Source organism: Roseateles sp. FW305-36 (assembly GCF_058787015.1).
This window is the reverse complement of the sequence record NZ_JBYSZK010000009.1, coordinates 194,249-215,087: the sequence shown is the minus strand read 5'-3', so window position 1 is coordinate 215,087 and position 20,839 is coordinate 194,249. Positions and strand designations below refer to the sequence as shown.

Genomic DNA, 20,839 nt, shown 5'->3' with positions numbered 1-20,839 from the left:
GCCCCTGGAGTACCCGATGGTTCCCGCCCCCCTGCATGACCGCGACGGCAAGATCTGGATGGACGGCGAGCTCGTCGACTGGCGCGACGCCAAGATCCACGTGCTGACCCACACCCTGCACTACGGCTGCGGCGCCTTCGAAGGCGTGCGCGCCTACGACACGGTCAACGGCACGGCCATCTTCCGCCTGCAGGAGCACACCCAGCGCCTCTTCAACAGCGCCAAGATCCTGCGCATGAAGATCCCCTTCTCGCAGGAGCAGGTCAACCAGGCCCAGCGCGAAGTGGTCAAGGCCAACGGCCTGAAGAGCGCCTATCTGCGCCCGCTGATCTGGATCGGCTCCGAGAAGCTGGGCGTCAGCCCCAAGGGCAACCAGGTGCACCTGATGGTGGCCGCCTGGAGCTGGGGCGCCTACCTGGGCGAGGACGGCATGAAGCGCGGCATCCGCGTCAAGACCAGCTCCTACACCCGCCACCACGTCAACATCACGATGACCCAGGCCAAGACGGTGTCCAACTACACCAACTCCATCCTGGCCAACATGGAAGCGACCGACGAGGGGTATGACGAGGCCCTGCTGCTGGACGCCTCGGGCTTCGTGTCGGAAGGCGCGGGCGAGAACCTCTTCGTCATCAAGGGCGGTGTCGTCTACACGCCCGACCTGTCGGCCGGCGCGCTGAACGGCATCACCCGCAACACCATCTTCTCGATCTGCCAGGACCTGGGCCTGAAGCTCGTGGAGAAGCGCATCACCCGCGACGAGGTCTACATCTGCGACGAGGCCTTCTTCACCGGCACGGCCGCCGAAGTGACGCCCATCCGCGAACTGGACCGTGTCGAGATCGGCTCGGGCTCGCGCGGCCCCATCACCGAGAAGATCCAGTCGGCCTTCTTTGACATCGTCAACGGCCGCAACCCCAAGTACGCCGAGTGGCTGACTTCAGTTTGAGCCCCTCGCCCAGCCTCGCCACGCTGAACGCGGGCGCGTCTGGTCGGTCCCCCGGGGGGACGGCGATGCTTGCCGGATCGACCGGCAAGCACATCGCCAGCGCGGGCCGGCTAGGGAGCGGCCCGGCGCTCGGCCCGCAAATTTCGCGCGCAGCGGAACGACAACTGATGAGAACACCATGAGCACCACCACCCAAACGCCCGCCGCCACCGTCGAAGTCACGGCCAAGGACTGCAACGACAACGGCACCGTCTTCTGCCCCAACCCCAAGATGGCGCTGTGGAGCAACCATCCCAAGGTCTTCATCGACCTGACCCACGGCGGCCAGGGCCAGTGCCCGTATTGCGGCACGGCCTACAAGCTGAAGGCCGGCGAAGTCCTGTCCGGCGGGCACTAACGCGCCAGAGCGGCGGCCTTGCGGCTGCCGCGGCGCTGGCTGTCCAGATCGGCCTCCAGCGCCCTTTCAGCCGCCGACAGCGGCTTCACCACCCCACTCGCCAGCGCGCCCTGGTCGAGGTTCTGACCCCAGGTCAGGCCGGCGCGCATCTGGATGGGCGCGGCCAGGCCGTTGGTGAAGCCGGCCGGCAGCCACGGCATGGTCTGGGCCAGCACCAGGGCCGCGCGCGGCTTGATGGCCGCATCGCCGATGCGGCCGCGCTGGCCCCAGCTGACGGTCTGGTCGGCACTCGAACCCGTCAGGAACTGCGGCGTCACGGCGACGTCGCGCAGCACGCCATGGCGCAGCTGCATCAGCGCCTCCTCGGCCAGCATGGCCGTGTCCTCGCGCGGCACGCTCTGGCCGGTCGGCCAGGAATAGCTGTAGTCGTCGGTGACGCGGTCGCTGCTGAAGAAGCGCACGATGTCGGCCGGCTGGTATGCGCGCTGCACCGCCGTCGACGCCGTGCCGAAGAACTGCACCCGGCCCAGGTCGACCATCTCCTGCGAATAGAAGGGCAGCTGCGCGCGCAACTGCTCGGACGCCGTGTTGGTCGGCACGGCCTCGTAGACGCGCAGGCTGGAGTTCAGCAGCAGATGGACGCGCGGCGGCAGGAAGTCGTTGGCATGGGTCAGCTCGTGATACAGCAGCCGGCCCAGGTTGGGGATCAGGGCGGCGCTGTCGCGTGAGGCGCGCTCCAGCACGCCAGGCCGCCCGCCGGCCGACTTGTTGCCCTGCACATAGCGCCACAGCATGGTGTAGGCCAGGTCGTTGCCGTAGTCGCTGCGCGGGTCCGGCGCCTCGCTGACCGTATCGCGCTCGGCGGCCGTCTGCCAGAGGTAATCGGCGTCCAGATAGATGGCGCCGGTGGCGCTCCAGTAGAAGGCCGGCCTCACCCGGCCGCCGATGACGATGGCCGTGGTGGCATTGAGCAAGCGGCGGAAGTCGCCATTGACGTCCTGCTCGCGCAAAAAGGCCTCGAAGCGCTGGCCCATCCAGTCGTTGGACACCAGCACCCGGGCCATCACCTGCTCCACGGTGGGCAGCTCGCCGCGCGTTTCGGTGCCCAGGATGGGCAGGCGGCCGAGGGTGCACAGATTGTTGTTGCTGAGGGCCGGCGTGTAGATGCAGTCGCGCAGGTCCGCCGCACGCGCGCCGCCGGCCAGATAGGGATAGACGCGCGAAGACAGGTTGCCGCTGCCGAACAGCGGCGAAGCCGCCGCCGTGGGCGAGGCTTGGACCAGCAGGCTGAAGTCCTGGCTCAGGCTGCGGCCGTCGGCCAGCGTGACCTCGGCACGCAGGCGCAGCAGACTGTCCTCGGTCACCGTGGGCGCCGTGAAGATGACGCGCCATTGGTTGCTGTCGCCGAGGTTGACCTCGGGGCCGTCGACGCGGCTCCAGTGCACATGGGCCAGCGGATAGTCGGCCGCGGCCAGGCCATCGACCCAGGCGCGCAGCGAGGTCTGGCCGCCGGCCCAGACCGAGGGCTCGCCGCGGATCAGCAGGGTGGACGCCTCCGGGGCGCTGGCATTGATCTCGGCCTGGCCGCTGTAGCTCGCGCCCTTGGCGTCGGTGAAGTCCACGCTGAAGGCATAGCGGCCCGCCGCGGCCGGCGCGACGCTGAGCGACTGCGAACGCGCCGAGCTCAGGGCCAGGGTGCTGCCGTCGGTCTGGCGCCATTGCAGCGTGTCCAGCCGCGACCCCGGGCAGGCGAGCACGGCCAGCTCCTGGTTGCGCCCCGCGGCGGCGGCCGTCGGCAGGGCCAGGCGGGCGACCGAGCCACTCAGGCATTGCGTGCCCAGGGGCGGCACGGTGACGGGGCCGGGCGCCGGCGTGGCGCCGCCGCCGCCCCCGCCGCAGGCCGTCATCAACAGGCAAAGCAACAGGGGCGCAGCGTTTTTCAGCAGGGACATCGGTGGGGGGTGAGCAGCGTGATGACGGACGCAATGTAGCGGTCGGCCGACTTCCTACAATCGCGCCATGCCCCGCTCCACCGCCCAGACCGCCGCACTGCTGGCCTCGCCCGACGACACCGAGGCCCAGTTCTACGAGGCCCTGCAGCATGCCGACCTCGACCACCTGATGGCCCTGTGGGCCGATGACGAGGAAGTCGCCTGTGTCCACCCGGGCGGCCCGCGCATCGTCGGCCTGCCGGCCATCCGCGCCGCCTTCGAAGCCGTCTTCCAGCGCGGCGCCGTCGGCGTCCACCCGGAGCGCGTGCGCCGCCTGCACAGCGGCGACTGCGCCATCCACCATGTGCTGGAGCGCGTGCAGCTGCACGGCGAGGCCCAGCAATCCTGGGTCATCGCGACCAATGTCTATCTGAAGACGGCCCTCGGCTGGCGCCTGGTGCTGCACCACGCCAGCCCCGGCAGCGCCGGCGACGTCCAGGAGCTCGTCGCCGACGCTGGCACGCTTCATTAGGACCCAAGGCGTCATGCAGTACCGCGCCCCCCGCTGGCTGCCCGGCGGCCATGCCCAGACCATCTGGCCGGCCCTTTTCAGCCGCCAGCACGACGGCCCCCTGCCCGCCTGGACGCGTGAGCGCTGGGAAACGCCTGACGGCGACTTCATCGACGTCGACTTCCTGGCCGATGCGCCGGCCGATGCGCCTTTGTTCGTCTTGTTCCACGGCCTGGAGGGCGACCGCACCAGCCATTCCAGCGTCGCCTTCGCCAGCGTGGCGCGAGCGCGTGGCTGGCAGATGGCCCTGCCTCACTTCCGCGGCTGCTCCGGCGAGCTGAACCGCGGCCCGCGCGCCTACCACTCGGGCGACTACGAGGAGGTGGGCTGGATCCTGCAGCGACTGCGCGAACGCCATGGCAGCAAGCTGCTCGTCGCCGGCGTGTCGCTCGGCGGCAATGCGCTGATGCGCTGGGCCGAGGAGGCGGGCACGCAGGCTGCCCAGGTCGCCCATGCCGTCTGCTCCATCTGCTCGCCCATCGACCTCGCCGCCGCCGGCGCCGCCATCGACCGCGGCTTCAACAGGCAGGTCTACGCGCGCCGCTTCCTGCGCACCATGATTCCCAAGGCCCTGCGCAAGCTGCAGCAGCACCCGGGCCTGTTCGACGGCGAGCGGCTCAAGCGCGCGTCGACCATCTACGAATTCGACAACCTCTTCACCGCGCCGCTGCACGGCTTCAGGAACACCGAGGATTACTGGACCCGCGCGGCGGCCAAGCCGCATCTGCATCGCATCCGCATCCCGGCCCTGGTGCTGAACGCGCGCAACGACCCCTTCGTGCCCGGGGACAGCCTGCCCCATGCCGCCGAGGTCGGCCCGCACGTGACGCTCTGGCAGCCCGGCCATGGCGGCCATGTCGGCTTCCCGGCCGGTCGCCTGCCGGGCCATCTGCTGACCATGCCGGAGCAGGTCTGCGACTGGTTATATGGCGCCCCCGGCCGTGGGTACACGGCCGCCCCCCGCGGGGGCCAAGCCGGCCTAGGGAGCGGCCCGGCGGCCGGCTTGTGACGCCATGGATGACATCGTCCGCGCCGCACTCAAGAAGTGGCCCAACGTCCCGCACTGCTACGGCTGGCTGGCCCTGGACGCACGCGGCGACTGGTATATGCGCGACGAGCGCATCCAGCACGCCGGGCCCTTCCCCCAAGTCAAGGGCAGCCGCATCACCCACGACAAGCTGCGCGCCTTCATCGAGCGCAACTACGCGGCCGACGAGGCTGGCTGCTGGTTCTTCCAGAACGGGCCGCAGCGCGTCTATGTGGAGTTGGAGTCGACGCCCTGGATCTGGCGCCTGCAACCCGACGGTCGCGTGCTGGGCCATACGGGCGCCGAAGCGGTCGTGCAATCAAGCTGGCTGGACGAGGATGGGCGGCTCTACCTGCTCACCGACCTCGGCATGGGCCTGGTGCACACGGCCGACATGAGCCTGGCGGCCGATGCGGTCGAGGCCGGGCTCTGGATGCCCGAGGCATTGCGCGCCGAAGAGCTGCCGCAGCGCTTCGGCTTCGTGCGCCAGCCTCACTCCTGAGGCAGAAACGGCAAGGGCTGCCTAAGCAGCCCCTGGATTCGTCGGCGTAACGCTTACTGCGCGGCCGACGCGGCCGCAGCGGCCATCTTGGGCTCGTCGAACTTGGCGCCGCCGTTGTTGGCCATGTAGACCACGGCGCGCGAGATTTCGAAATCGCTGAAATCGCCGCCACCCTGCGGGCCCATATTGCCCTTGCCCTTCAGCGCCGAGTGCACCAGCGCGTCGAAACCGCTCTTGATGCGCGGGCCCCAGGCGGCGGCATCGCCGAACTTGGGAGCGCCGGCGGCGCCAGTGGCGTGGCAGGCCGAGCACTGGGCCTGGAAGACCTGTTCGCCGGTCTTCATCGTGGCGGCGTCGTTGGCGTCCTTGACCTCCACATGGCCGACCGGCGCGATGCGCGCGGCGACGGCCTGGTTCTCGAGGGCGCCCGTACCGGCGGCCGGCTTGGTCGCGGTGCTGACGTAGTTGGCCAGCATGATGATGACCACGATGGGCACCACGAAGGCGAACAGCACGGCCCAGGCGAGCTGCTTGGGGGTCTTGATCGGGCCGGTGTGGGCTTCGTCGTGGTCGTGATCGTGGCTGGCGCTCATGGATTCCTCTTGTCGATCCTTGTCGGTCTGCTCTTCTTGTTCATGCCGGCTCGGCGCGCGACACGAAAAACCTCCGAATTATAGGCAGCCTCTCCACCCCTCCCGGGGCAGCAGATACCCCGCTGCTAGAATCCATGGCTTCGCGCCCGTAGCTCAATGGATAGAGTACTGCCCTCCGAAGGCAGGGGTTGTTGGTTCGATCCCAACCGGGCGCGCCAATTGGATCCCGCCGCTGTCATGTCGGCGGTGCTGCCGACCAGCCCCCCGGTTGGCCCGACGCGAACCTCGCGCGCAAGAACCTTCAGATAGCCCCTGGCAAGCTTGCTCTGCGGATTGGCCGCTTCGGCAGCAAATCAGGGGTGGTCGGTTAAACTTGCCGTCGTCACTGGGGAGTAGCCGCTCTTCGCCCGAAGAGGCTTACGTCAACACACTTGGCCCGCAGGCCATGGCGTAAGCGGTTTCTTGGCTTGGCAAGACCTTTGACCATGTCGCCTCCGCTGTGGCCGGGGACGCGACGTGGTCATTCGTCTTTGAACCGGCCAGGGAATATTTCATGGAAGCTCTCTTCGTCTCAACGGGCGTTGTCGCCCTCGCCGAGATCGGCGACAAGACGCAACTCCTCGCCTTCATCCTCGCAGCACGGTTCAAGAAACCCTGGCCGATCATTGCCGGCATCCTGTGCGCGACCATCGTCAACCACGGCCTCGCTGGCGCCTTGGGTGCCTGGATCACGTCCGCCGTGAGCCCCGGCGTACTTCGCTGGGTGCTGGGCGCATCGTTCATCGGCATGGCCATTTGGACGCTGATTCCCGACAAGATCGAGGAGGAGGAAACTCAGGTCGCGAAGCGCTTCGGCGTCTTCGGCGCGACGCTGCTGACCTTCTTCCTCGCCGAGATGGGGGACAAGACGCAGATCGCCACGGTAGCCATGGCTGCCCACTACGCCAATCCATTGTGGGTCGTCATCGGGACCACGCTGGGAATGCTCTTGGCGGATGTGCCTGCGGTGTTCGTCGGTGACAAGCTGGCCAACAAGATTCCGATGCGGCTGGTTCACGCCATCGCTGCCGCGATCTTCGCCGTGCTGGGTGTGGCGACGCTGCTGGGCGCCGGCGCCGGCTTCGGCATCTGACCCAGGTCCAAGCCGAGAGCCCATATCGCCATCGCGAGACGACGGCGCCCCAGCGCCGCGTCACTCCACCTTGACGGTGCGCAAGCGCAGCGCGTTGCCGATGACGCTGACCGACGACAGCGCCATCGCCGCAGCGGCCACCACGGGTGACAGCAGCACGCCGGAGAACGGGTACAGCAGGCCCGCCGCGAGCGGCACCCCGGCGACGTTGTAGGCGAAGCTGAGGAAAAGGTTCTGGCGGATGTTGCGCATCGTTGCGCGCGACAAGGTTCGAGCCCGCACGATCCCCATCAGGTCGCCCTTGAGCAGCGTGATGCCCGCACTCTCCATGGCCACATCCGTGCCAGTTCCCATCGCGATGCCGACCGTGGCCTGCGCCAGGGCCGGCGCGTCGTTGACGCCGTCGCCGGCCATGGCCACGACGCCCCCTTCGGACTGCAGGCGCTTCACGACGGCAGCCTTGTCCTCGGGGAAGACCTCCGCCACGACCTCGTCGATGCCCAGCTCACGTCCTACCGCTTCGGCCGTGGTCTTGCCGTCGCCGGTCAACATCACGACGCGCACGCCAGCCGCCTGCAGGGCCTGCAGAGCCTGCCGGGTCGTCGGCTTGATGGGGTCGGCGATGGCCACGAACCCGGCCAGCGCACCGCCGATGGCGACGAAGATGACCGTGGCAGCCTTCTCGCGCTGCTGCTCGGCAAGGGCTGCAAGGCTGCCGGTGGCGATGCCCTGCTCGGCCAGGAACTTGGCGCTGCCCGACGCGACGACCAGTCCATCGACGGTCCCGACCACCCCCTTGCCGACGGGGGAATCGAAGTCGGCGACCTGGGACAGGGCCAGCTTGCGCTCCTGGGCATCCATGACGATGGCCATGGCCAGGGGGTGCTCGCTGGCCCTCTCGAGGCTGGCAAGCTTCTGCAGGACGTCCTCCGCCGAGAAGCCTCCCATCGCCTCGATGTGGACCACCTTCGGGCGCCCTTGGGTCAGGGTGCCGGTCTTGTCGACCACCAGCGTGTCGACCTTCTCCATCTTTTCCAGGGCTTCGGCATCGCGGATGAGCACGCCATGCTGGGCGCCCTTGCCGACGCCCACCATGATGGACATCGGCGTTGCCAGGCCCAGGGCACAGGGGCAGGCGATGATGAGGACGGACACCGCGGCGACGAGCGCGTAGCTGAAGGCCGGCGCGGGCCCCCAGGCGAGCCAGGCGACGAAGGTCAGCGCCGCCACGAGGATGACCGTCGGCACGAACCAGCCAGCGACCTGGTCGGCCATGCGCTGGATCGGCGCGCGGCTGCGCTGGGCCGCCGCCACCATGTGAACGATCTGCGAGAGCAGGGTGTCCGCGCCCACCTTCTCGGCCCGCATGACGAAGCCACCGGTCTGATTCAGCGTGCCCGCGGTGACCTTGGAACCGACAGCCTTTGCAACGGGCATGGGCTCGCCCGTCACCATGGCCTCGTCGACATTGCCCTTGCCTTCGGTGAGTTCGCCATCGACGGGCACCTTCTCGCCGGGCCGCACGCGCAGCAGGTCGCCGACCTGGATGGCGTCCACCTGCACGGTCTCGTCGGCGCCATCGGCCTTGACCTTCACGGCCGTCTTGGGTGCCAGGCCAAGCAAGGCCTTGATGGCGCCGGAGGTCTTCTCGCGTGCCCGCAGCTCCAGCACCTGACCCAGCAGCACCAGCACCGTGATGACCGCGGCCGCCTCGAAGTACACCGCGACAGCACCATCTTGACCGCGAAGGCTCTGCGGGAACAACGCCGGCATCAACGTCGCCACGATGCTGTAGAGCCACGCGGCTCCGGTGCCGAGCGCAATCAACGAGAACATGTTCAGGCTGCGGTTCTTCACCGACGCAACGGCGCGCGTGAAGAACGGCCAGCCGGCCCACAGCACGACCGGCGTGCCCAGCAGCAGCTGGATCCAGTTCGAGGTGTGCTGCGCGACGATGTGGTGGATGTTGAACAGGTGACCCCCCATCTCGAGGGCGAACACCGGCGCCGCCAGCGCCGCCCCGATCCAGAAGCGCCGCCTCATGTCCCTCAGCTCGGGGCTTTCGCCCTGTTCGACCGACGCGACCACGGGCTCCAGCGCCATGCCGCAGATGGGGCAGTGGCCCGGGCCCATCTGCCGCACCTGGGGGTGCATCGGGCAGGTGTATTCGAGCTGGCCCGGGCCGCCCTTCGGAGCAGGCGTGGCCGCGGCAGACGCCTGCGCCTGATGGCCGTGGCCGTGGTGCGCATGCGCGGCGTGACCGCAGGGCTCGCCCTTCATCACCGTGCCGTCGGGCATCACAGGGTCGCCGGCCTCGGGGCCCTGTCCGGCAGCGCCATGGGGGCGGTCAACGGCCATGGGCGAACCGTCCGACGGGAGGTGTGAAGGTGGTGTCATCTCACCCGCGCCCCGGTCCATCCTCCGGCCGGGCGCCGCCTTTCGGGCGCTCGTGACCGTGCCCATGGCCGTGGAACAGATGCATGAGAGGGCAGGCCAGCAGGAAGAGATAGGGTAGTGCCTGGCTCACATGGGCCAGGTGTTCGGTCAGGAGGTAATACACGCCGACGCCACCGGCGGTGAGCATGAAGATGCCCAGCGGAGAGCGCCAACGCGAGGGCGGGGTGATGTGCTCGTCCATGGTCTGCCCTTACTTGCTGGCCGCGGATGCGGCAGCCATGGCACCCATCATCCCGCCGTCCTTGCCGTGCTTCTGTTCATGCATGCCGCCCGGCTTGTGCATGTCGTCGTGCATCGCCTTCATGCCTGCGCCACCCATGCCCATTGCCTTCGGGCCGGATGCCGCAGACGCAGGCGGCGGGGTTGGTGCGTCGGATTTCTTTGCCGCAGGGAGAGGCGCGGAGGCGCCGTCGGGGTGATGGGCCGCGTGATCCTTGTCCGACTGGGCCACGGCCAAGGAAGCGCAAGCCGCCAGAGCGGCGACGGTCATCAGGGTGAAAACAGTGCGCATGCAGACCTCCTGTGGGGGTTGGCTAGAGCGTTGCACCGGCGGGCCGGACCAGGCTTGATGCGAATCAACTGAGACGCCACGGCACGGCGGGCCATCAGCCGCAGCACCCGCAGCAGGCCGGCCGCTGCTCGGCCAGCTGCCGTGAAGCCGCGGGGACTGCCACCGGCACCGGGGTGTAGCCGGCCTCGGTGATGGCTTCGGCCAGCTCGGCGGCGCCGGCGCGGGCCGGTTCTATGCGGACCAGCCGCTGCGCCAGATCCACGTCCACGCGGGCTTCGGCGTCAACCGCGCGGACTGCCTTCGTGATGCTGCCGGCGCAGTGGCCGCAGCTCATGTCGTCGACTCGGAAGACTTGCATCGTGTGCTCCTTTTGCAATCGTGCCGAACGACTGTGGACCTTCCCCCCGTGGGAAGGTCAAGCCCTCTTCGAGGCCGCTTGATGCAAGTCAAGCTCCGGCAAGTCCGCCGTCGGACGAGCTCGATCCCGCCAGCGCCACCGATACACTCGACCCGCCCATGCTGCGCCGTCGCATCCCTCGCCTGACCACCGCGTTCTTCGTGGTGCTCTCGCTGCTGTTCTCGCAGCTGGCATTGGCGAGCTACGTCTGCCCGCAACAGGCGGACCCGGCCGCGATGGCGGCCATGATGGAAGCTGGCGTGCCCTGCGAGGGCATGGACCCGCAGCAGCCGGCGCTGTGCCACCAGCATGCGGCTGACCCGGGCAAGACCTTCGAGGCGGCCAAGCTGCCGGCGGCATCTCTCCCTGCGGTCATCCAGGTGCTGGAGCTGCCTCTGGTGCTGGACGCCAAGGCCGTCCAGGCCTCGTTGCCTGCCGCATCACCCGAGGTCTTTCCGCCTCCGGAACCGCTGTTCCTTTCCACGCTCAGGCTCCGCGTCTGACCCCTGCCGTCGACTGACCGGCGCTGGTGCGGCCTGCCCGCTCGCCAGCAGCGTTCCCGCTCGTCCTCGGAGTTCCCATGTCCACGATGTTCCCGCGTGCGGCCACACTGGCTGCCGCCCTCCTGCCGCTGGTGGTCGCGGCACAGGCCCTGTCCTTCGACCAGGCGCTGAGCCTGGCCGCTCAACGATCCGAAGCCGCCCGCGCGGGCCGCGCCGCCGCCGCCAGTGCCAACGAGTCCGCTCGGGCCGCCGGCCAGCTTCCCGACCCGATGCTGCGGGCCGGCATCGACAACCTGCCGGTGACCGGCGCCGACCGCTTCAGCACGACCCGCGAGTCGATGACGATGAAGCGCATCGGCGTCAGCCAGGAGTGGCTCTCGGCCGACAAGCGCGCCGCCCGCGAGCGCGCTGCCCGGGCGATGGCCGAACGTGACGCCATCCAGGCCGGCGCCGCGGAGTCGGAGGCCCGGCTGCAGGTGGCGCTGGCCTATGTGGATGCCTGGTATGCCGCCGAAGCGCTGCAGATCACCACCCGGACCGAACACCATCTGAAGGAGGAAGTGGCCGCTGCCAAGGCGCGCCTGGCTGCCGCGACCGGCAGCAGCGCCGAAGTCCTGCAGCTCAGCGCCGCAAGCGGCGTCGCCGAGGACGACAGCGACGAGGTCCGCCAGCAGCAGTCGACGGCGCTGGCCGGCGTGAGGCGCTGGGTGGGCTTCCTGCCCGACGGCCTGACCACGCCACCGGTCTTCCGCGTGCCCGTGGAGCAGGACTACCTGGCGAAGAACCCGGCGATCCTGGCGCTGCAGCGAGAGGTCGAGGCCGCGCGTCTGAACGCCGCCGTCGCGGCGAAGGAGCGCACGCCGAACTGGACCTGGGAGGTGGCCTACGGCCAGCGCACCGGCTACTCGGACCTGGTCTCCGTGGGCGTCAGCATCCCGCTGCAGATTGCGCCGGGGCAACGTCAGGACCGCGAGACCGCGGCCAAGCTGGCGCTCGTGGACAAGGCGGAAGCCGAACTCGCTGAGGCGAGCCGTGCCGCCAGTGGCGAGTACCAGGCCCTCAGCAGCGACGCCACGCGGCTTCAGCAACGCATCGACCGCTACGCCACCTCCGTCATGGAGCCCGCCCGGCAGCGCACGGCGGCGGCACTGGCGGCCTACCGCTCCAACCAATTGCCGCTGCCGGCGCTGTTCGAGGCGCGCCATGCCGAGGTGGAGGCCCAACGCAAGCTGCTCGCGCTCCAGCGGGACCTGGCCCGGGCCCAGGCCCAACTGAGCTTCAGGCCGCTCGCCCAGGGAGGCGCCCAATGAACCGCACCGCACTCATCGCTTCGCTGGCTGCCGCCGGCCTCCTGCTCGCGGCTGGCGGCTTCTGGCTGGGCCGCTCAGCCGGCCCTGGCGAAGTCGGCGCTGCGGCGTCGGCTGCCGCCGCCTCTGCCAGCGAGCGCCGGCCGCTCTACTGGCACGACCCCATGACGCCCGGGCCGCGATTCGACAAGCCCGGCAAGTCGCCCTTCATGGACATGCAACTCGTGCCGGTCTATGCCGACGAGGCCGTCGACGGCGGCGTCAAGATCAGCCCCGCCGTGCAGCAGAACCTGGGCATCCGCACCGCAACGGTCAAGCGCGCGGACGCGAGCACCTCCTTCGATGCCGTCGGTGCGGTGCAGTTCGACGAGCGGCTTGGCGCGGCGGTGCAGTCCCGCGTGGCCGGCTACGTCGAACGCCTGGCCGTGCGCGCGCCCATGGAACAGGTGCGCAAGGGCCAGGCCCTGGCCATCATCTTCGCGCCGGAATGGCTGGCCCCGCAGAACGAGTGGCTGGCGCTCAAGCGAGCGGGCGTGTCGGCCGACATCGTGGCCGCAGCGCGTGACCGCATGCGCGCCATGAGCATCCCCGACGGCCTCATCCGCCAGAGCGAGGAGAGCGGGACCGCCCAGGCACGCTTCACGCTGACGGCGCCGGTCAGTGGCGTCGTCGCGGAACTCGGCGTCCGCGACGGCGCGCAGGTGTCGCCCGGCATGACGCTGTTCCGCATCGCCGGGCTGGAGAAGGTGTGGGCCATCGTGGAGGTGCCCGAGGCCCAGGCCGTTCGGCTGGCACATGGCCAGAAGGTCAAGGCCTCGCTGCAGGCCGATGCCTCGCAGACCTTCGCGGGCGAGTTGAAGGAAATCCTGCCCCAGGTCAGCGCCAACACGCGCACCTTGCAGGCCCGCTTCGAGGTGGACAACCGCGGCGGTCGGCTGATGCCCGGCATGCTGCTGCGCCTGCAGGTCACGGGTGCGGTGAGCGCCCGCCTGGTCGTGCCCGCAGAAGCCGTCATCCGCACGGGCACGCGCGCCGTGGCATTGGTGCGCAAGGGCGCTGGCATGTTCGAGCCGCGTGAGCTGACGTTGGGTACGGACCTGGGCGACCAGCTCGAGGTCGTGCAAGGCCTGGCCGAGGGCGAGGAGGTGGTGGTGAGCGGCCAGTTCCTCATCGACTCCGAGGCACGGCTGAAGTCGGTACTGAGTGCCATGGCCGCGACGCGGCCGGCCTCCGCGGCCATGGGAGGCGCCCAATGATCGCGGCCCTCATCCGCTGGTCCATCACCAACCGCTTCCTGGTGCTGATGGCCACTGCGTTCCTGGTGGCCGCTGGGCTGTGGTCCGCCTCCCGCACGCCAGTCGACGCGCTGCCCGACCTCAGCGACGTGCAGGTCATCGTGCGGACGACCTACCCGGGCAAGCCACCGCAGGTCGTCGAGGACCTGGTCACCTACCCGCTCACGACGACCCTGCTCAGCGTGCCCGGCGCCAAGACCGTGCGCGGCTACTCGTTCTTCGGCGACTCCTTCGTCTACATCCTGTTCGACGACAAGACCGACCCGTACTGGGCCAGGTCGCGGGTGGTCGAGTCCCTGAACCAGGTGCAGGGCCGCCTGCCCGCGGGCGCCATGGCGGCGCTGGGGCCCGACGCCACGGGCGTGGGCTGGGTCTACGAATACGCCCTGGTCGACCGGACCGGCAGCACCGACATCGGCCAGCTCCGCGCGCTGAACGACTGGTTCCTCAAGTTCGAACTCAAGACCGTGCCGGACGTGGCCGAGGTCGCCAGCATCGGCGGCATGGTGCGCCAGTACCAGGTCGTGCTGGACCCCGACCGCATGCGCGCGCTGGGCATCACGCTGGCCCAGGTGACCCAGGCGCTGCAGCAGGCCAACCAGTCGTCCGGCGGCTCGGTCGTCGAGATGGCGGAGACGGAATACATGGTGCGCTCGCGCGGCTTCCTGAAGACGCTGGACGACTTCCGCGCCATCCCGCTGGCTTTGAGCGGCGCGACGCCCGTGATGCTGCGGGACGTGGCCACGATACAGATGGGCCCCGAGATGCGCCGTGGCATCGCCGAGCTCGATGGCGAGGGCGAGGTCACGGGTGGTGTGGTCGTCATGCGCTCCGGCAAGAACGCCCGCACCGCCATCGCGGCCGTCAAGGCCAGGCTGGAAGCACTGCGGCCCAGCCTTCCCAACGGTGTCGAGGTCGTCGAGACCTATGACCGCTCCAGGCTCATCGACCGCGCCATCGACAACCTGCGCATCAAGCTGGTGGAAGAGTTCATCGTCGTCGCGGTGGTCTGCGCGGTCTTCCTGTTCCACCTGCGATCCGCCCTGGTGGCCGTGGTGACGCTGCCGATCGGCGTGCTGGCGGCCTTCATCGTGATGCACTGGCAGGGCGTCAGCGCCAACATCCTGTCGCTGGGCGGCGTGGCCATCGCGCTCGGGGCGATGGTCGATGCGTCGGTCGTGCTGGTCGAGGCCGCCCACAAGCACCTGGAGCACTTCGAGGCGGTGCAGGGGCGCCAGCCGGCGCCTGCCGAGCGCTGGGCGCTGATCGCGGGTGCGGCTGTCGAGGTCGGTCCGGCGCTGTTCTTCTCGCTGCTGGTCATCACGCTGTCCTTCCTGCCGGTCTTCACGCTGGAGGCCCAGGAGGGCCGCCTGTTCGCGCCGCTGGCCTTCACCAAGACCTATGCCATGGCCGCGGCCGCCGGACTCTCGGTCACGCTGGTACCCGTGCTGATGGGCTACCTGATCCGCGGGCGCATCCCCAGGGAGACCGCCAACCCCATCAACCGCCTCCTCATCGCCGTCTACCGGCCGGCGCTGGAGACCGTGCTGCGCTTCCCCAAGTTGACCCTGATGGCCGCCGCACTGGTGCTGGCCATCACGGCGATTCCGATGGCTCGCGTCGGCGGCGAGTTCATGCCGCCGCTGGACGAAGGCGACCTGCTGTACATGCCGTCGGCGCTGCCCGGAATTCCCGTGTCCAAGGCGGCCGAACTGCTGCAGCAGACGGACCGGCTCATCAAGACGCTGCCCGAGGTCGAGCGGGTGTTCGGCAAGGCCGGCCGGGCGGACACGGCCACGGACCCGGCACCGCTCGAGATGTCCGAGACCACCATCCAGTTCAAGCCTCGCGAGCAGTGGCGGCCCGGCATGACGCCGGAGAAGCTCATCGAGGAGCTGGACCGTGTCGTCAAGGTGCCTGGCCTCTCGAACGTGTGGGTGCCACCGATCCGCAACCGCATCGACATGCTGGCCACCGGCATCAAGAGCCCCGTGGGCATCAAGGTCGCCGGTGTCGACCTGGCCACCATCGACCGGCTGACGACGCAGATCGAAGCCGCCGTGCGAGGCGTCCCGGGCGTGTCGTCCGCGCTGGCCGAACGCCTCACGGGCGGGCGCTACATCGACGTGGACGTGGACCGCAGCGCGGCGGGCCGCTTCGGCCTGTCGGTGGCCGACGTCCAGGCGGTCGTCGCCACTGCCATCGGCGGCGACAACGTCGGCGAGGTCATCCAGGGGCGCGAGCGCTTCCCGGTGAACGTCCGCTACCCTCGCGAGGTGCGCGACTCGCTGGAGCGCCTGCGCCAGCTGCCCTTCGTGACCGGGAAGGGGGCCACCGTGCTGCTGCAGGACGTGGCCCGCATCGCCATCGCGGACGGGCCGCCCATGGTGCGCAGCGAGAACGCGCGCCTCTCGGGCTGGGTCTACGTGGACGTGCGTGGCCGTGACCTGCGCTCGGTCGTGCACGAGATGCAGGCGGTCGTCGCCAGACAGGTGGCGATGCCGGCTGGCTATGCGCTGTCCTGGTCCGGGCAGTTCGAATACCTGGAGCGGGCCACCGAGCGGCTGAAGCTGGTGGTCCCGATCACCTTGGCCGTCATCTTCGTCCTGCTCTACCTGCTGTTCCGTTCCGCGGGCGATGCCGCCCTGGTCATGGCGGCGGTACCCTTCTCGCTGGTGGGCGGCTTCTGGTTCGTGTGGGCGCTCGGCCATGCCATCTCGGTCGCCACGGCCGTCGGCTTCATCGCCCTGGCCGGCGTCGCTGCCGAGTTCGGCGTGGTGATGCTGGTCTACCTGCAGAACGCCTGGAAGCAGCGCCTTGCCAGTGGCGAGCCGGACAATGACGAGACGCTGCTGGCGGCCATCCGCGAGGGCGCGGTCATGCGCGTGCGACCGAAGGCGATGACCGTGGCCGTCGTGATGGCCGGCCTGCTGCCCATCCTGCTCGGCCACGGCACGGGCTCGGAGGTCATGACGCGCATCGCGGCGCCGATGGTCGGCGGCATGGTGACGGCGCCATTGCTCAGCATGCTGGTCATCCCGACGGCCTGGTATCTCATGCATCGGCGGCGCCATCGTCAACGCCGGTGACAACGACAAGTCTGACGAACGCTATGCCAAGCACTTCGGCGTCAAGGCCCACCAGGACAGGATCAAGCGGTTCGAGACGGCGTCCCGCGAAGCCAAGGATCCCGAGGTGAAGGCCCGGGCCGAAAAGACCCTGCCCGGCCTCAGGCGCCGATGTACTGCGTGAGCCCGTCGACCAGCGCATCGAAGACGAGCCGGCAGGCCGTGTTCTGGCGCAGGTCCTCGTGCATGGCCACCCAGGTCTCCAGCGGCCAGTTGAACTGGTCGGGCACCACGCGCTCCAGCAACGGTTCGCGGCGCGCCAGCGGCAGCTGGCAGACGCCGATGCCGGCGCCGGCGCGGATCAGCGCCAACTGGGCCAGGTCGGAATCGCTGCGCAGCGCGAAGCTCTGCCGGCTGATGCCGCCCAGCCGTCCAGCCCCGGCACGGATGAATGGCGTCACCGTGTCGAAGCCGATCAGCGTGTGGCCCGCCATGTCGGCCAGCGAGGCCGGGCGCCCATGGCGATCGAGATAGTCGGGCCGGGCATGCAGACCGATGCCGATGCTGCCGACACGGCGCGCGATCAGCTGGCCCTGCTCGGGCGGCGTCATGCGCACGGCGATGTCCGCCTCGCGACGCAGCAGGTCCTGCACGCGGTTGCTCAGCGCCAGTTCCAGCACCAGCCCGGGTTGGCGCTCACGCAGCGCCGCGAAGATGGGCGTCAGCACCTCGATGCCGACGACCTCGCTGGCCGTCACGCGCACCGTGCCGCCCGCTTCTGCGCCCCCGCGCGACGAGGCGGCCCGCTGCAAGGCAGCGGCAGCGGTCTCCATCTGTTCGGCATGACCCCGCAGGGCCAGCGCCGCTTCGGTCGGCAGCAGGCCGGTCGGCGAGCGGGTGAAGAGCACCTGCCCCAACGCGGCTTCCAGCGTCGCGATGTGGCGGCCGACTGTCGGCTGCGTCAGCCCCAGCACCCGCGCGGCCCCTGACAGCGAGCCCTCGCGCAGCACGCCGAGCAGGGTATGAAGCAGTTCCCAGGGCAAGGTTGAAGTCATACATAAATGTATAGCCGCACCCCCGTCTTCAACAATTCTCAAAGAGGCTCGTCGTTTCCAGAATGCCCTCCATCAACTTCAGGAGCGCAGACATGAACGGCAACGACAGCAAGACAGTCCTGGTCCTCGGCGCCAGCGGCGGCATCGGCGGCGAAGTGGCGCGCCAATTGCGCGACGCAGGCTGGACGGTGAAGGCCCTGCGGCGCGACCTCGCATCGCCCCACGAGATGCGCGACGGCATCCACTGGCTGCGCGGCGATGCGCTGAACGGCTCGGAGGTCGCCGGCGCGGCCAAGGGCTGCAGCGTCATCATCCATGCCGTCAACCCGCCCGGTTACCGCGACTGGGATCGCCTGGTGCTGCCCATGCTGGACAACAGCATCGCCGCCGCCACCGCCCAGCGGGCCACGCTGGTGCTGCCCGGCACGGTCTACAACTTCGGCCCGGACGCCTTCCCGCTGCTGCGCGAAGACTCGCCCCAGCGCCCCGTCACGCGCAAGGGTGGCATCCGCGTGGAGATGGAGGCGCGGCTGCGTGCGGCCAGCGAGCGAGGGATGCGCGCCCTCATCGTGCGGGCCGGCGACTTCTTCGGCCCGCAGGCCGGCAACAACTGGTTCTCCCAGGGCCTGATCAAGCCCGGCAAGGCGATCACGAGCATCAGCAACCCGGCGGCGCCCGGGGTCGGCCACCAATGGGCCTATCTGCCCGACGTGGCGCTCACCATGGTCGAACTGCTGGCACGGCGAGACAGCCTGCCTGCCTTCGCCAGCTTCCACATGGCCGGCCACTGGGATGCCAGCGGCCGCGACATGGCCGAGGCCATCCAGCGCGTCGCCGCCCGCCATGGCCGCAAGCCGCGCATCACCGGCCTGCCCTGGTGGCTGCTGGACCTGGCAGCGCCCTTCGTCGTCACCTTCAGGGAGATGCGCGAGATGCGCTATCTCTGGCAGCAGCCGGTGCGCATGGACAACACCCGCCTGCTGCAGGTGCTGAGCCGCGAGCCGCATACGCCCCTCGACGAGGCCGTCGAGACCGCGCTGCGCGGCCTGGGCTGCCTGCCCGGGCAGCCCAGCCGTAACATGACCGCCAGCTCATTCGCCGGAACGACCTCACCATGACCTATTGCGTCGCCATGCGCCTGCGTGCGGGCCTGCTGTTCGCCTCCGACACCCGCACCAATGCCGGCGTCGACCACATCGCCAGCTTCCGCAAGATGTACCAGTTCCAGATCCCGCACCAGCGCGAGATCGTGGTGCTGACCGCGGGCAACCTGGCGACGACCCAGTCCGTCATCTCCGTCCTGAACCAGCGCCTGCACGGCGACGGCGAGCACCTGCTCAACGTGCCGACGCTGTACGACGCCGCCGCGCTGCTGGGCCGCACGCTGAAGGAGATCATCAACCGCGACAGCGCCGACCAGCACAACGGCGTGGACTTCGGCGCCAACATGCTGATCGGTGGCCAGATCAAGGGCGAGGGCCCGCGCCTCTTCCATGTCTACCCGCAGGGCAATTTCATCGAAGCCACCGAGGACACGCCCTATTTCCAGATCGGCGAAAGCAAATACGGCAAGCCCATCATCGACCGCGTCATCCGCTACGACAGCACGCCGCTGGACGAGGCCGCCAAGTGCACCCTGGTCAGCTTCGACTCGACCATCCAGTCCAATCTGTCGGTCGGCCTGCCCATCGACATGCTGATGCTGCGCGCCAACCAGTTCGAGATGGCGATGAAGCCGCCGCACCGCATCGAGCGCGACGACCCCTATTTCCAGAAGCTGCGCGCCGGCTGGAGCGCCGGCCTGCGCAAGGTCTTCGACGACCTGCCCAACGAGCCCTGGTTCGACGTCGACGCCTGAAACCCGCGCCATCGCCGCATGCGAAGGTTGACAACGGTGTCCCACCCATTCAAGGCTGTCGAGCCCTTTGACACCGCTACAGGAGTCAAAAAGTCAACGGCGCCGAAATCAACAACTTAGGGGGTCTGGCCCGATAAATGCTCATTTCTCATTGCGAAGACATCACTTCGCGTGAGAGGTAGAACATGAAGAAGACGTCCTGGGGCACCCGTCCGCAGTGGCTTCTGGCCCTGCTCCTCCCGGCCGGCCTGGCCAGCGCAGCACCGCTGCCGGTCTACACACCCTCCTATCCGTCGCCCAACTCGGCGTGCGCGACCTACGGCAACTTCGTGTCCTGTTCCACCAAGGTGCTGGACAACCTGGCTTCCCGGGGCTACGCCGGCTTCACGGCGCCGTACGGATTCCCGTCCAGCCAGGGTGCCTTGCTCGACACCATCGTCGTCACGTCGAACAACGGCAACATCCTGAACAACGGTGACCAGCTGAACCCCTCGGAGAACGGCTTCTCGACCAACAACGGCGGCAACAAGAAGTACTTCTTCACCGGCGACGGCAATGACCCGTCGAACAACGGCGGCCTGGCGGGCGATACGCCGTTCAGCTGGGACACCAGCATCAGCGCCCTGAACCAGAAGCTGACCTTCGGTGGGGCCTACCACCAGATGGCCATCGCCTTCGACTTCAACAACCCGCAGAACGCCACCTCGAGCATCCCCATCTGGGCGCTGGTCACGGTGCGCGACACCGACGGCAACCTCGGCAACAAGTACTTCGAGACACAGGCTCTGGATCCGAACGACATCTTCAAGGATCCGGGCGCCTTCTCGTCGACCAAGACCTTCGACGGCAGCGCCATCACAACGCCCGGCGCCAGCGATTTCGCACTGACGGTCGGGGCCATCTGCGTCGTCGACGACAAGGTGTCGTATCCGTCGCCCGACGGCTCCAGCTGCCCGAACGGCGGACAGCTCGTCAACACCAACCAGGCGTCCAACACGACCGAGTTCATCAACTACCTGCCGACGCTCGACCTGCAGTCGCTGCAGAGCCAGGGCTATGACACGTTGTCGGTGCAGGTCTGGATGGGCTGCTTCAACACCGGCGTCAAGGGCGCCGGCCCCGCGCTGGCGGGCGGCGGCTCCGTCGGCCCCTGCGACACCGGCGGCTTCGGCGACATCTTCCTGGTGGCCGGCGCGGCCGTGCCGGGTCGCCTGCCCGAGCCTGGCACCCTGGGCCTCACCGGCCTGGCCCTGCTCGGCCTGCTGCGCCGCCGCAGCCGCCCGTAA

The 20,839-nt window shown here is 69.0% G+C and carries 21 protein-coding genes, 1 tRNA gene and 1 riboswitch; of the genes, 15 read left to right on the top strand and 7 right to left on the bottom strand.

Annotation, left to right across the window (positions count from 1 at the left end; translation table 11 throughout):
- Nucleotides 1–16 precede the first annotated feature (16 nt).
- Together AC3WOE_RS18240 and AC3WOE_RS18235 are read left to right on the top strand one after the other, a co-directional pair.
- Nucleotides 17–949: a branched-chain amino acid transaminase gene (locus AC3WOE_RS18240; RefSeq protein ID WP_492692418.1), complete on the top strand. Its 933-nt coding sequence runs from the start codon at nt 17–19 to the stop codon at nt 947–949.
- A gap of 178 nt (nt 950–1,127) precedes the next feature.
- A complete protein-coding gene (locus AC3WOE_RS18235) occupies nt 1,128–1,346 on the top strand; it encodes a zinc-finger domain-containing protein (protein WP_492692417.1) in 219 nt (72 codons plus the stop codon).
- On the opposite strand, the gene AC3WOE_RS18230 is transcribed toward AC3WOE_RS18235, so the two are convergent.
- Complete coding sequence (locus tag AC3WOE_RS18230) at nt 1,343–3,298, bottom strand: hypothetical protein (protein ID WP_492692415.1); 1,956 nt, start codon at nt 3,296–3,298, stop codon at nt 1,343–1,345. The genes AC3WOE_RS18235 and AC3WOE_RS18230 overlap by 4 nt on opposite strands.
- Before the next feature lie 67 nt (nt 3,299–3,365).
- Between AC3WOE_RS18230 and AC3WOE_RS18225 the strand changes: the two genes are divergently transcribed.
- Genes AC3WOE_RS18225 through AC3WOE_RS18215 form a run of 3 tightly spaced genes read left to right on the top strand, consistent with a single transcriptional unit; the run spans nt 3,366 to nt 5,377 of the window.
- Entirely contained in the window at nt 3,366–3,809 is a 444-nt protein-coding gene (locus AC3WOE_RS18225) for a YybH family protein (RefSeq protein WP_492692414.1), read from the top strand.
- Between the two features lie 13 nt (nt 3,810–3,822).
- Nucleotides 3,823–4,857, top strand: coding sequence for a YheT family hydrolase (locus AC3WOE_RS18220; RefSeq protein WP_492692412.1), 1,035 nt, complete (start codon nt 3,823–3,825; stop codon nt 4,855–4,857).
- Between the two features lie 4 nt (nt 4,858–4,861).
- On the top strand, nt 4,862–5,377 hold the full coding sequence (locus tag AC3WOE_RS18215; protein ID WP_492692410.1) for a DUF2946 family protein: 516 nt from the start codon (nt 4,862–4,864) through the stop codon (nt 5,375–5,377).
- 53 nt (nt 5,378–5,430) lie between these two features.
- Here the strand turns inward: AC3WOE_RS18215 and AC3WOE_RS18210 are convergent, their stop codons facing one another.
- Entirely contained in the window at nt 5,431–5,970 is a 540-nt protein-coding gene (locus AC3WOE_RS18210) for a c-type cytochrome (protein ID WP_492692409.1), read from the bottom strand.
- 142 nt (nt 5,971–6,112) lie between these two features.
- On the opposite strand from AC3WOE_RS18210, the gene AC3WOE_RS18205 reads away from it, so the two are divergent.
- Nucleotides 6,113–6,188: transfer RNA gene (locus AC3WOE_RS18205), tRNA-Arg, on the top strand.
- Nucleotides 6,189–6,345: 157 nt separating this feature from the next.
- Nucleotides 6,346–6,521: riboswitch (yybP-ykoY riboswitch) on the top strand.
- 2 nt (nt 6,522–6,523) lie between these two features.
- Nucleotides 6,524–7,102: a TMEM165/GDT1 family protein gene (locus AC3WOE_RS18200; protein WP_492692408.1), complete on the top strand. Its 579-nt coding sequence runs from the start codon at nt 6,524–6,526 to the stop codon at nt 7,100–7,102.
- A 60-nt stretch (nt 7,103–7,162) separates the two neighbouring features.
- Here AC3WOE_RS18200 and AC3WOE_RS18195 read toward each other — a convergent pair whose 3' ends face one another.
- The 4 genes from AC3WOE_RS18195 to AC3WOE_RS18180 all read right to left on the bottom strand — a co-directional run bounded on the left by AC3WOE_RS18195 (nt 7,163) and on the right by AC3WOE_RS18180 (nt 10,428).
- Entirely contained in the window at nt 7,163–9,460 is a 2,298-nt protein-coding gene (locus AC3WOE_RS18195) for a copper-transporting P-type ATPase (protein WP_492692406.1), read from the bottom strand.
- Between the two features lie 40 nt (nt 9,461–9,500).
- Complete coding sequence (locus tag AC3WOE_RS18190) at nt 9,501–9,740, bottom strand: DUF2933 domain-containing protein (RefSeq protein WP_492692405.1); 240 nt, start codon at nt 9,738–9,740, stop codon at nt 9,501–9,503.
- A gap of 9 nt (nt 9,741–9,749) precedes the next feature.
- Nucleotides 9,750–10,070, bottom strand: a complete 321-nt coding sequence (locus AC3WOE_RS18185) for a hypothetical protein (RefSeq protein WP_492692404.1) — start codon at nt 10,068–10,070, stop codon at nt 9,750–9,752.
- A gap of 94 nt (nt 10,071–10,164) precedes the next feature.
- Nucleotides 10,165–10,428 (bottom strand): heavy-metal-associated domain-containing protein, encoded by a 264-nt coding sequence (locus AC3WOE_RS18180; RefSeq protein ID WP_492692402.1) that lies wholly within the window; start codon nt 10,426–10,428, stop codon nt 10,165–10,167.
- 158 nt (nt 10,429–10,586) lie between these two features.
- On the opposite strand from AC3WOE_RS18180, the gene AC3WOE_RS18175 reads away from it, so the two are divergent.
- From AC3WOE_RS18175 to AC3WOE_RS18155, 5 genes are all read left to right on the top strand, one after another.
- Complete coding sequence (locus AC3WOE_RS18175) at nt 10,587–10,970, top strand: hypothetical protein (protein ID WP_492692400.1); 384 nt, start codon at nt 10,587–10,589, stop codon at nt 10,968–10,970.
- Nucleotides 10,971–11,047: 77 nt separating this feature from the next.
- Complete coding sequence (locus AC3WOE_RS18170; protein ID WP_492692399.1) at nt 11,048–12,280, top strand: TolC family protein; 1,233 nt, start codon at nt 11,048–11,050, stop codon at nt 12,278–12,280.
- A complete protein-coding gene (locus AC3WOE_RS18165) occupies nt 12,277–13,533 on the top strand; it encodes an efflux RND transporter periplasmic adaptor subunit (RefSeq protein WP_492692397.1) in 1,257 nt (418 codons plus the stop codon). The genes AC3WOE_RS18170 and AC3WOE_RS18165 overlap by 4 nt, the downstream gene beginning before the upstream one ends.
- Nucleotides 13,530–16,661, top strand: coding sequence for an efflux RND transporter permease subunit (locus AC3WOE_RS18160; protein ID WP_492692395.1), 3,132 nt, complete (start codon nt 13,530–13,532; stop codon nt 16,659–16,661). Before AC3WOE_RS18165 ends, AC3WOE_RS18160 begins: the two co-directional genes overlap by 4 nt.
- Complete coding sequence (locus tag AC3WOE_RS18155) at nt 16,624–16,824, top strand: DUF4142 domain-containing protein (protein ID WP_492692521.1); 201 nt, start codon at nt 16,624–16,626, stop codon at nt 16,822–16,824. Before AC3WOE_RS18160 ends, AC3WOE_RS18155 begins: the two co-directional genes overlap by 38 nt.
- On the opposite strand, the gene AC3WOE_RS18150 is transcribed toward AC3WOE_RS18155, so the two are convergent.
- Entirely contained in the window at nt 16,802–17,695 is an 894-nt protein-coding gene (locus AC3WOE_RS18150) for a LysR family transcriptional regulator (RefSeq protein ID WP_492692393.1), read from the bottom strand. The two genes, AC3WOE_RS18155 and AC3WOE_RS18150, sit on opposite strands and share 23 nt — an antisense overlap.
- Before the next feature lie 92 nt (nt 17,696–17,787).
- On the opposite strand from AC3WOE_RS18150, the gene AC3WOE_RS18145 reads away from it, so the two are divergent.
- The 3 genes from AC3WOE_RS18145 to AC3WOE_RS18135 all read left to right on the top strand — a co-directional run bounded on the left by AC3WOE_RS18145 (nt 17,788) and on the right by AC3WOE_RS18135 (nt 20,839).
- A complete protein-coding gene (locus tag AC3WOE_RS18145) occupies nt 17,788–18,813 on the top strand; it encodes an NAD(P)H-binding protein (protein ID WP_492692392.1) in 1,026 nt (341 codons plus the stop codon).
- Nucleotides 18,810–19,553 (top strand): proteasome-type protease, encoded by a 744-nt coding sequence (locus AC3WOE_RS18140; RefSeq protein WP_492692391.1) that lies wholly within the window; start codon nt 18,810–18,812, stop codon nt 19,551–19,553. The genes AC3WOE_RS18145 and AC3WOE_RS18140 overlap by 4 nt, the downstream gene beginning before the upstream one ends.
- A 185-nt stretch (nt 19,554–19,738) precedes the next feature.
- Complete coding sequence (locus AC3WOE_RS18135; RefSeq protein ID WP_492692390.1) at nt 19,739–20,839, top strand: PEP-CTERM sorting domain-containing protein; 1,101 nt, start codon at nt 19,739–19,741, stop codon at nt 20,837–20,839.

What these genes read in the sequence shown, in the direction of transcription:
- AC3WOE_RS18135 (WP_492692390.1), top strand. Translation starts at nt 19,739, where the DNA reads ATGAAGAAGACGTCCTGGGGCACCCGTCCGCAGTGGCTTCTGGCCCTG.
- AC3WOE_RS18180 (WP_492692402.1), bottom strand. Translation starts at nt 10,428, where the DNA reads ATGCAAGTCTTCCGAGTCGACGACATGAGCTGCGGCCACTGCGCCGGC.
- AC3WOE_RS18150 (WP_492692393.1), bottom strand. Translation starts at nt 17,695, where the DNA reads ATGACTTCAACCTTGCCCTGGGAACTGCTTCATACCCTGCTCGGCGTG.
- AC3WOE_RS18210 (WP_492692409.1), bottom strand. Translation starts at nt 5,970, where the DNA reads ATGAGCGCCAGCCACGATCACGACCACGACGAAGCCCACACCGGCCCG.
- AC3WOE_RS18170 (WP_492692399.1), top strand. Translation starts at nt 11,048, where the DNA reads ATGTCCACGATGTTCCCGCGTGCGGCCACACTGGCTGCCGCCCTCCTG.
- AC3WOE_RS18140 (WP_492692391.1), top strand. Translation starts at nt 18,810, where the DNA reads ATGACCTATTGCGTCGCCATGCGCCTGCGTGCGGGCCTGCTGTTCGCC.
- AC3WOE_RS18160 (WP_492692395.1), top strand. Translation starts at nt 13,530, where the DNA reads ATGATCGCGGCCCTCATCCGCTGGTCCATCACCAACCGCTTCCTGGTG.
- AC3WOE_RS18195 (WP_492692406.1), bottom strand. Translation starts at nt 9,460, where the DNA reads ATGGCCGTTGACCGCCCCCATGGCGCTGCCGGACAGGGCCCCGAGGCC.
- AC3WOE_RS18235 (WP_492692417.1), top strand. Translation starts at nt 1,128, where the DNA reads ATGAGCACCACCACCCAAACGCCCGCCGCCACCGTCGAAGTCACGGCC.
- AC3WOE_RS18225 (WP_492692414.1), top strand. Translation starts at nt 3,366, where the DNA reads ATGCCCCGCTCCACCGCCCAGACCGCCGCACTGCTGGCCTCGCCCGAC.
- AC3WOE_RS18215 (WP_492692410.1), top strand. Translation starts at nt 4,862, where the DNA reads ATGGATGACATCGTCCGCGCCGCACTCAAGAAGTGGCCCAACGTCCCG.
- AC3WOE_RS18240 (WP_492692418.1), top strand. Translation starts at nt 17, where the DNA reads ATGGTTCCCGCCCCCCTGCATGACCGCGACGGCAAGATCTGGATGGAC.
- AC3WOE_RS18175 (WP_492692400.1), top strand. Translation starts at nt 10,587, where the DNA reads ATGCTGCGCCGTCGCATCCCTCGCCTGACCACCGCGTTCTTCGTGGTG.
- AC3WOE_RS18185 (WP_492692404.1), bottom strand. Translation starts at nt 10,070, where the DNA reads ATGCGCACTGTTTTCACCCTGATGACCGTCGCCGCTCTGGCGGCTTGC.
- AC3WOE_RS18190 (WP_492692405.1), bottom strand. Translation starts at nt 9,740, where the DNA reads ATGGACGAGCACATCACCCCGCCCTCGCGTTGGCGCTCTCCGCTGGGC.
- AC3WOE_RS18200 (WP_492692408.1), top strand. Translation starts at nt 6,524, where the DNA reads ATGGAAGCTCTCTTCGTCTCAACGGGCGTTGTCGCCCTCGCCGAGATC.
- AC3WOE_RS18145 (WP_492692392.1), top strand. Translation starts at nt 17,788, where the DNA reads ATGAACGGCAACGACAGCAAGACAGTCCTGGTCCTCGGCGCCAGCGGC.
- AC3WOE_RS18230 (WP_492692415.1), bottom strand. Translation starts at nt 3,298, where the DNA reads ATGTCCCTGCTGAAAAACGCTGCGCCCCTGTTGCTTTGCCTGTTGATG.
- AC3WOE_RS18220 (WP_492692412.1), top strand. Translation starts at nt 3,823, where the DNA reads ATGCAGTACCGCGCCCCCCGCTGGCTGCCCGGCGGCCATGCCCAGACC.
- AC3WOE_RS18165 (WP_492692397.1), top strand. Translation starts at nt 12,277, where the DNA reads ATGAACCGCACCGCACTCATCGCTTCGCTGGCTGCCGCCGGCCTCCTG.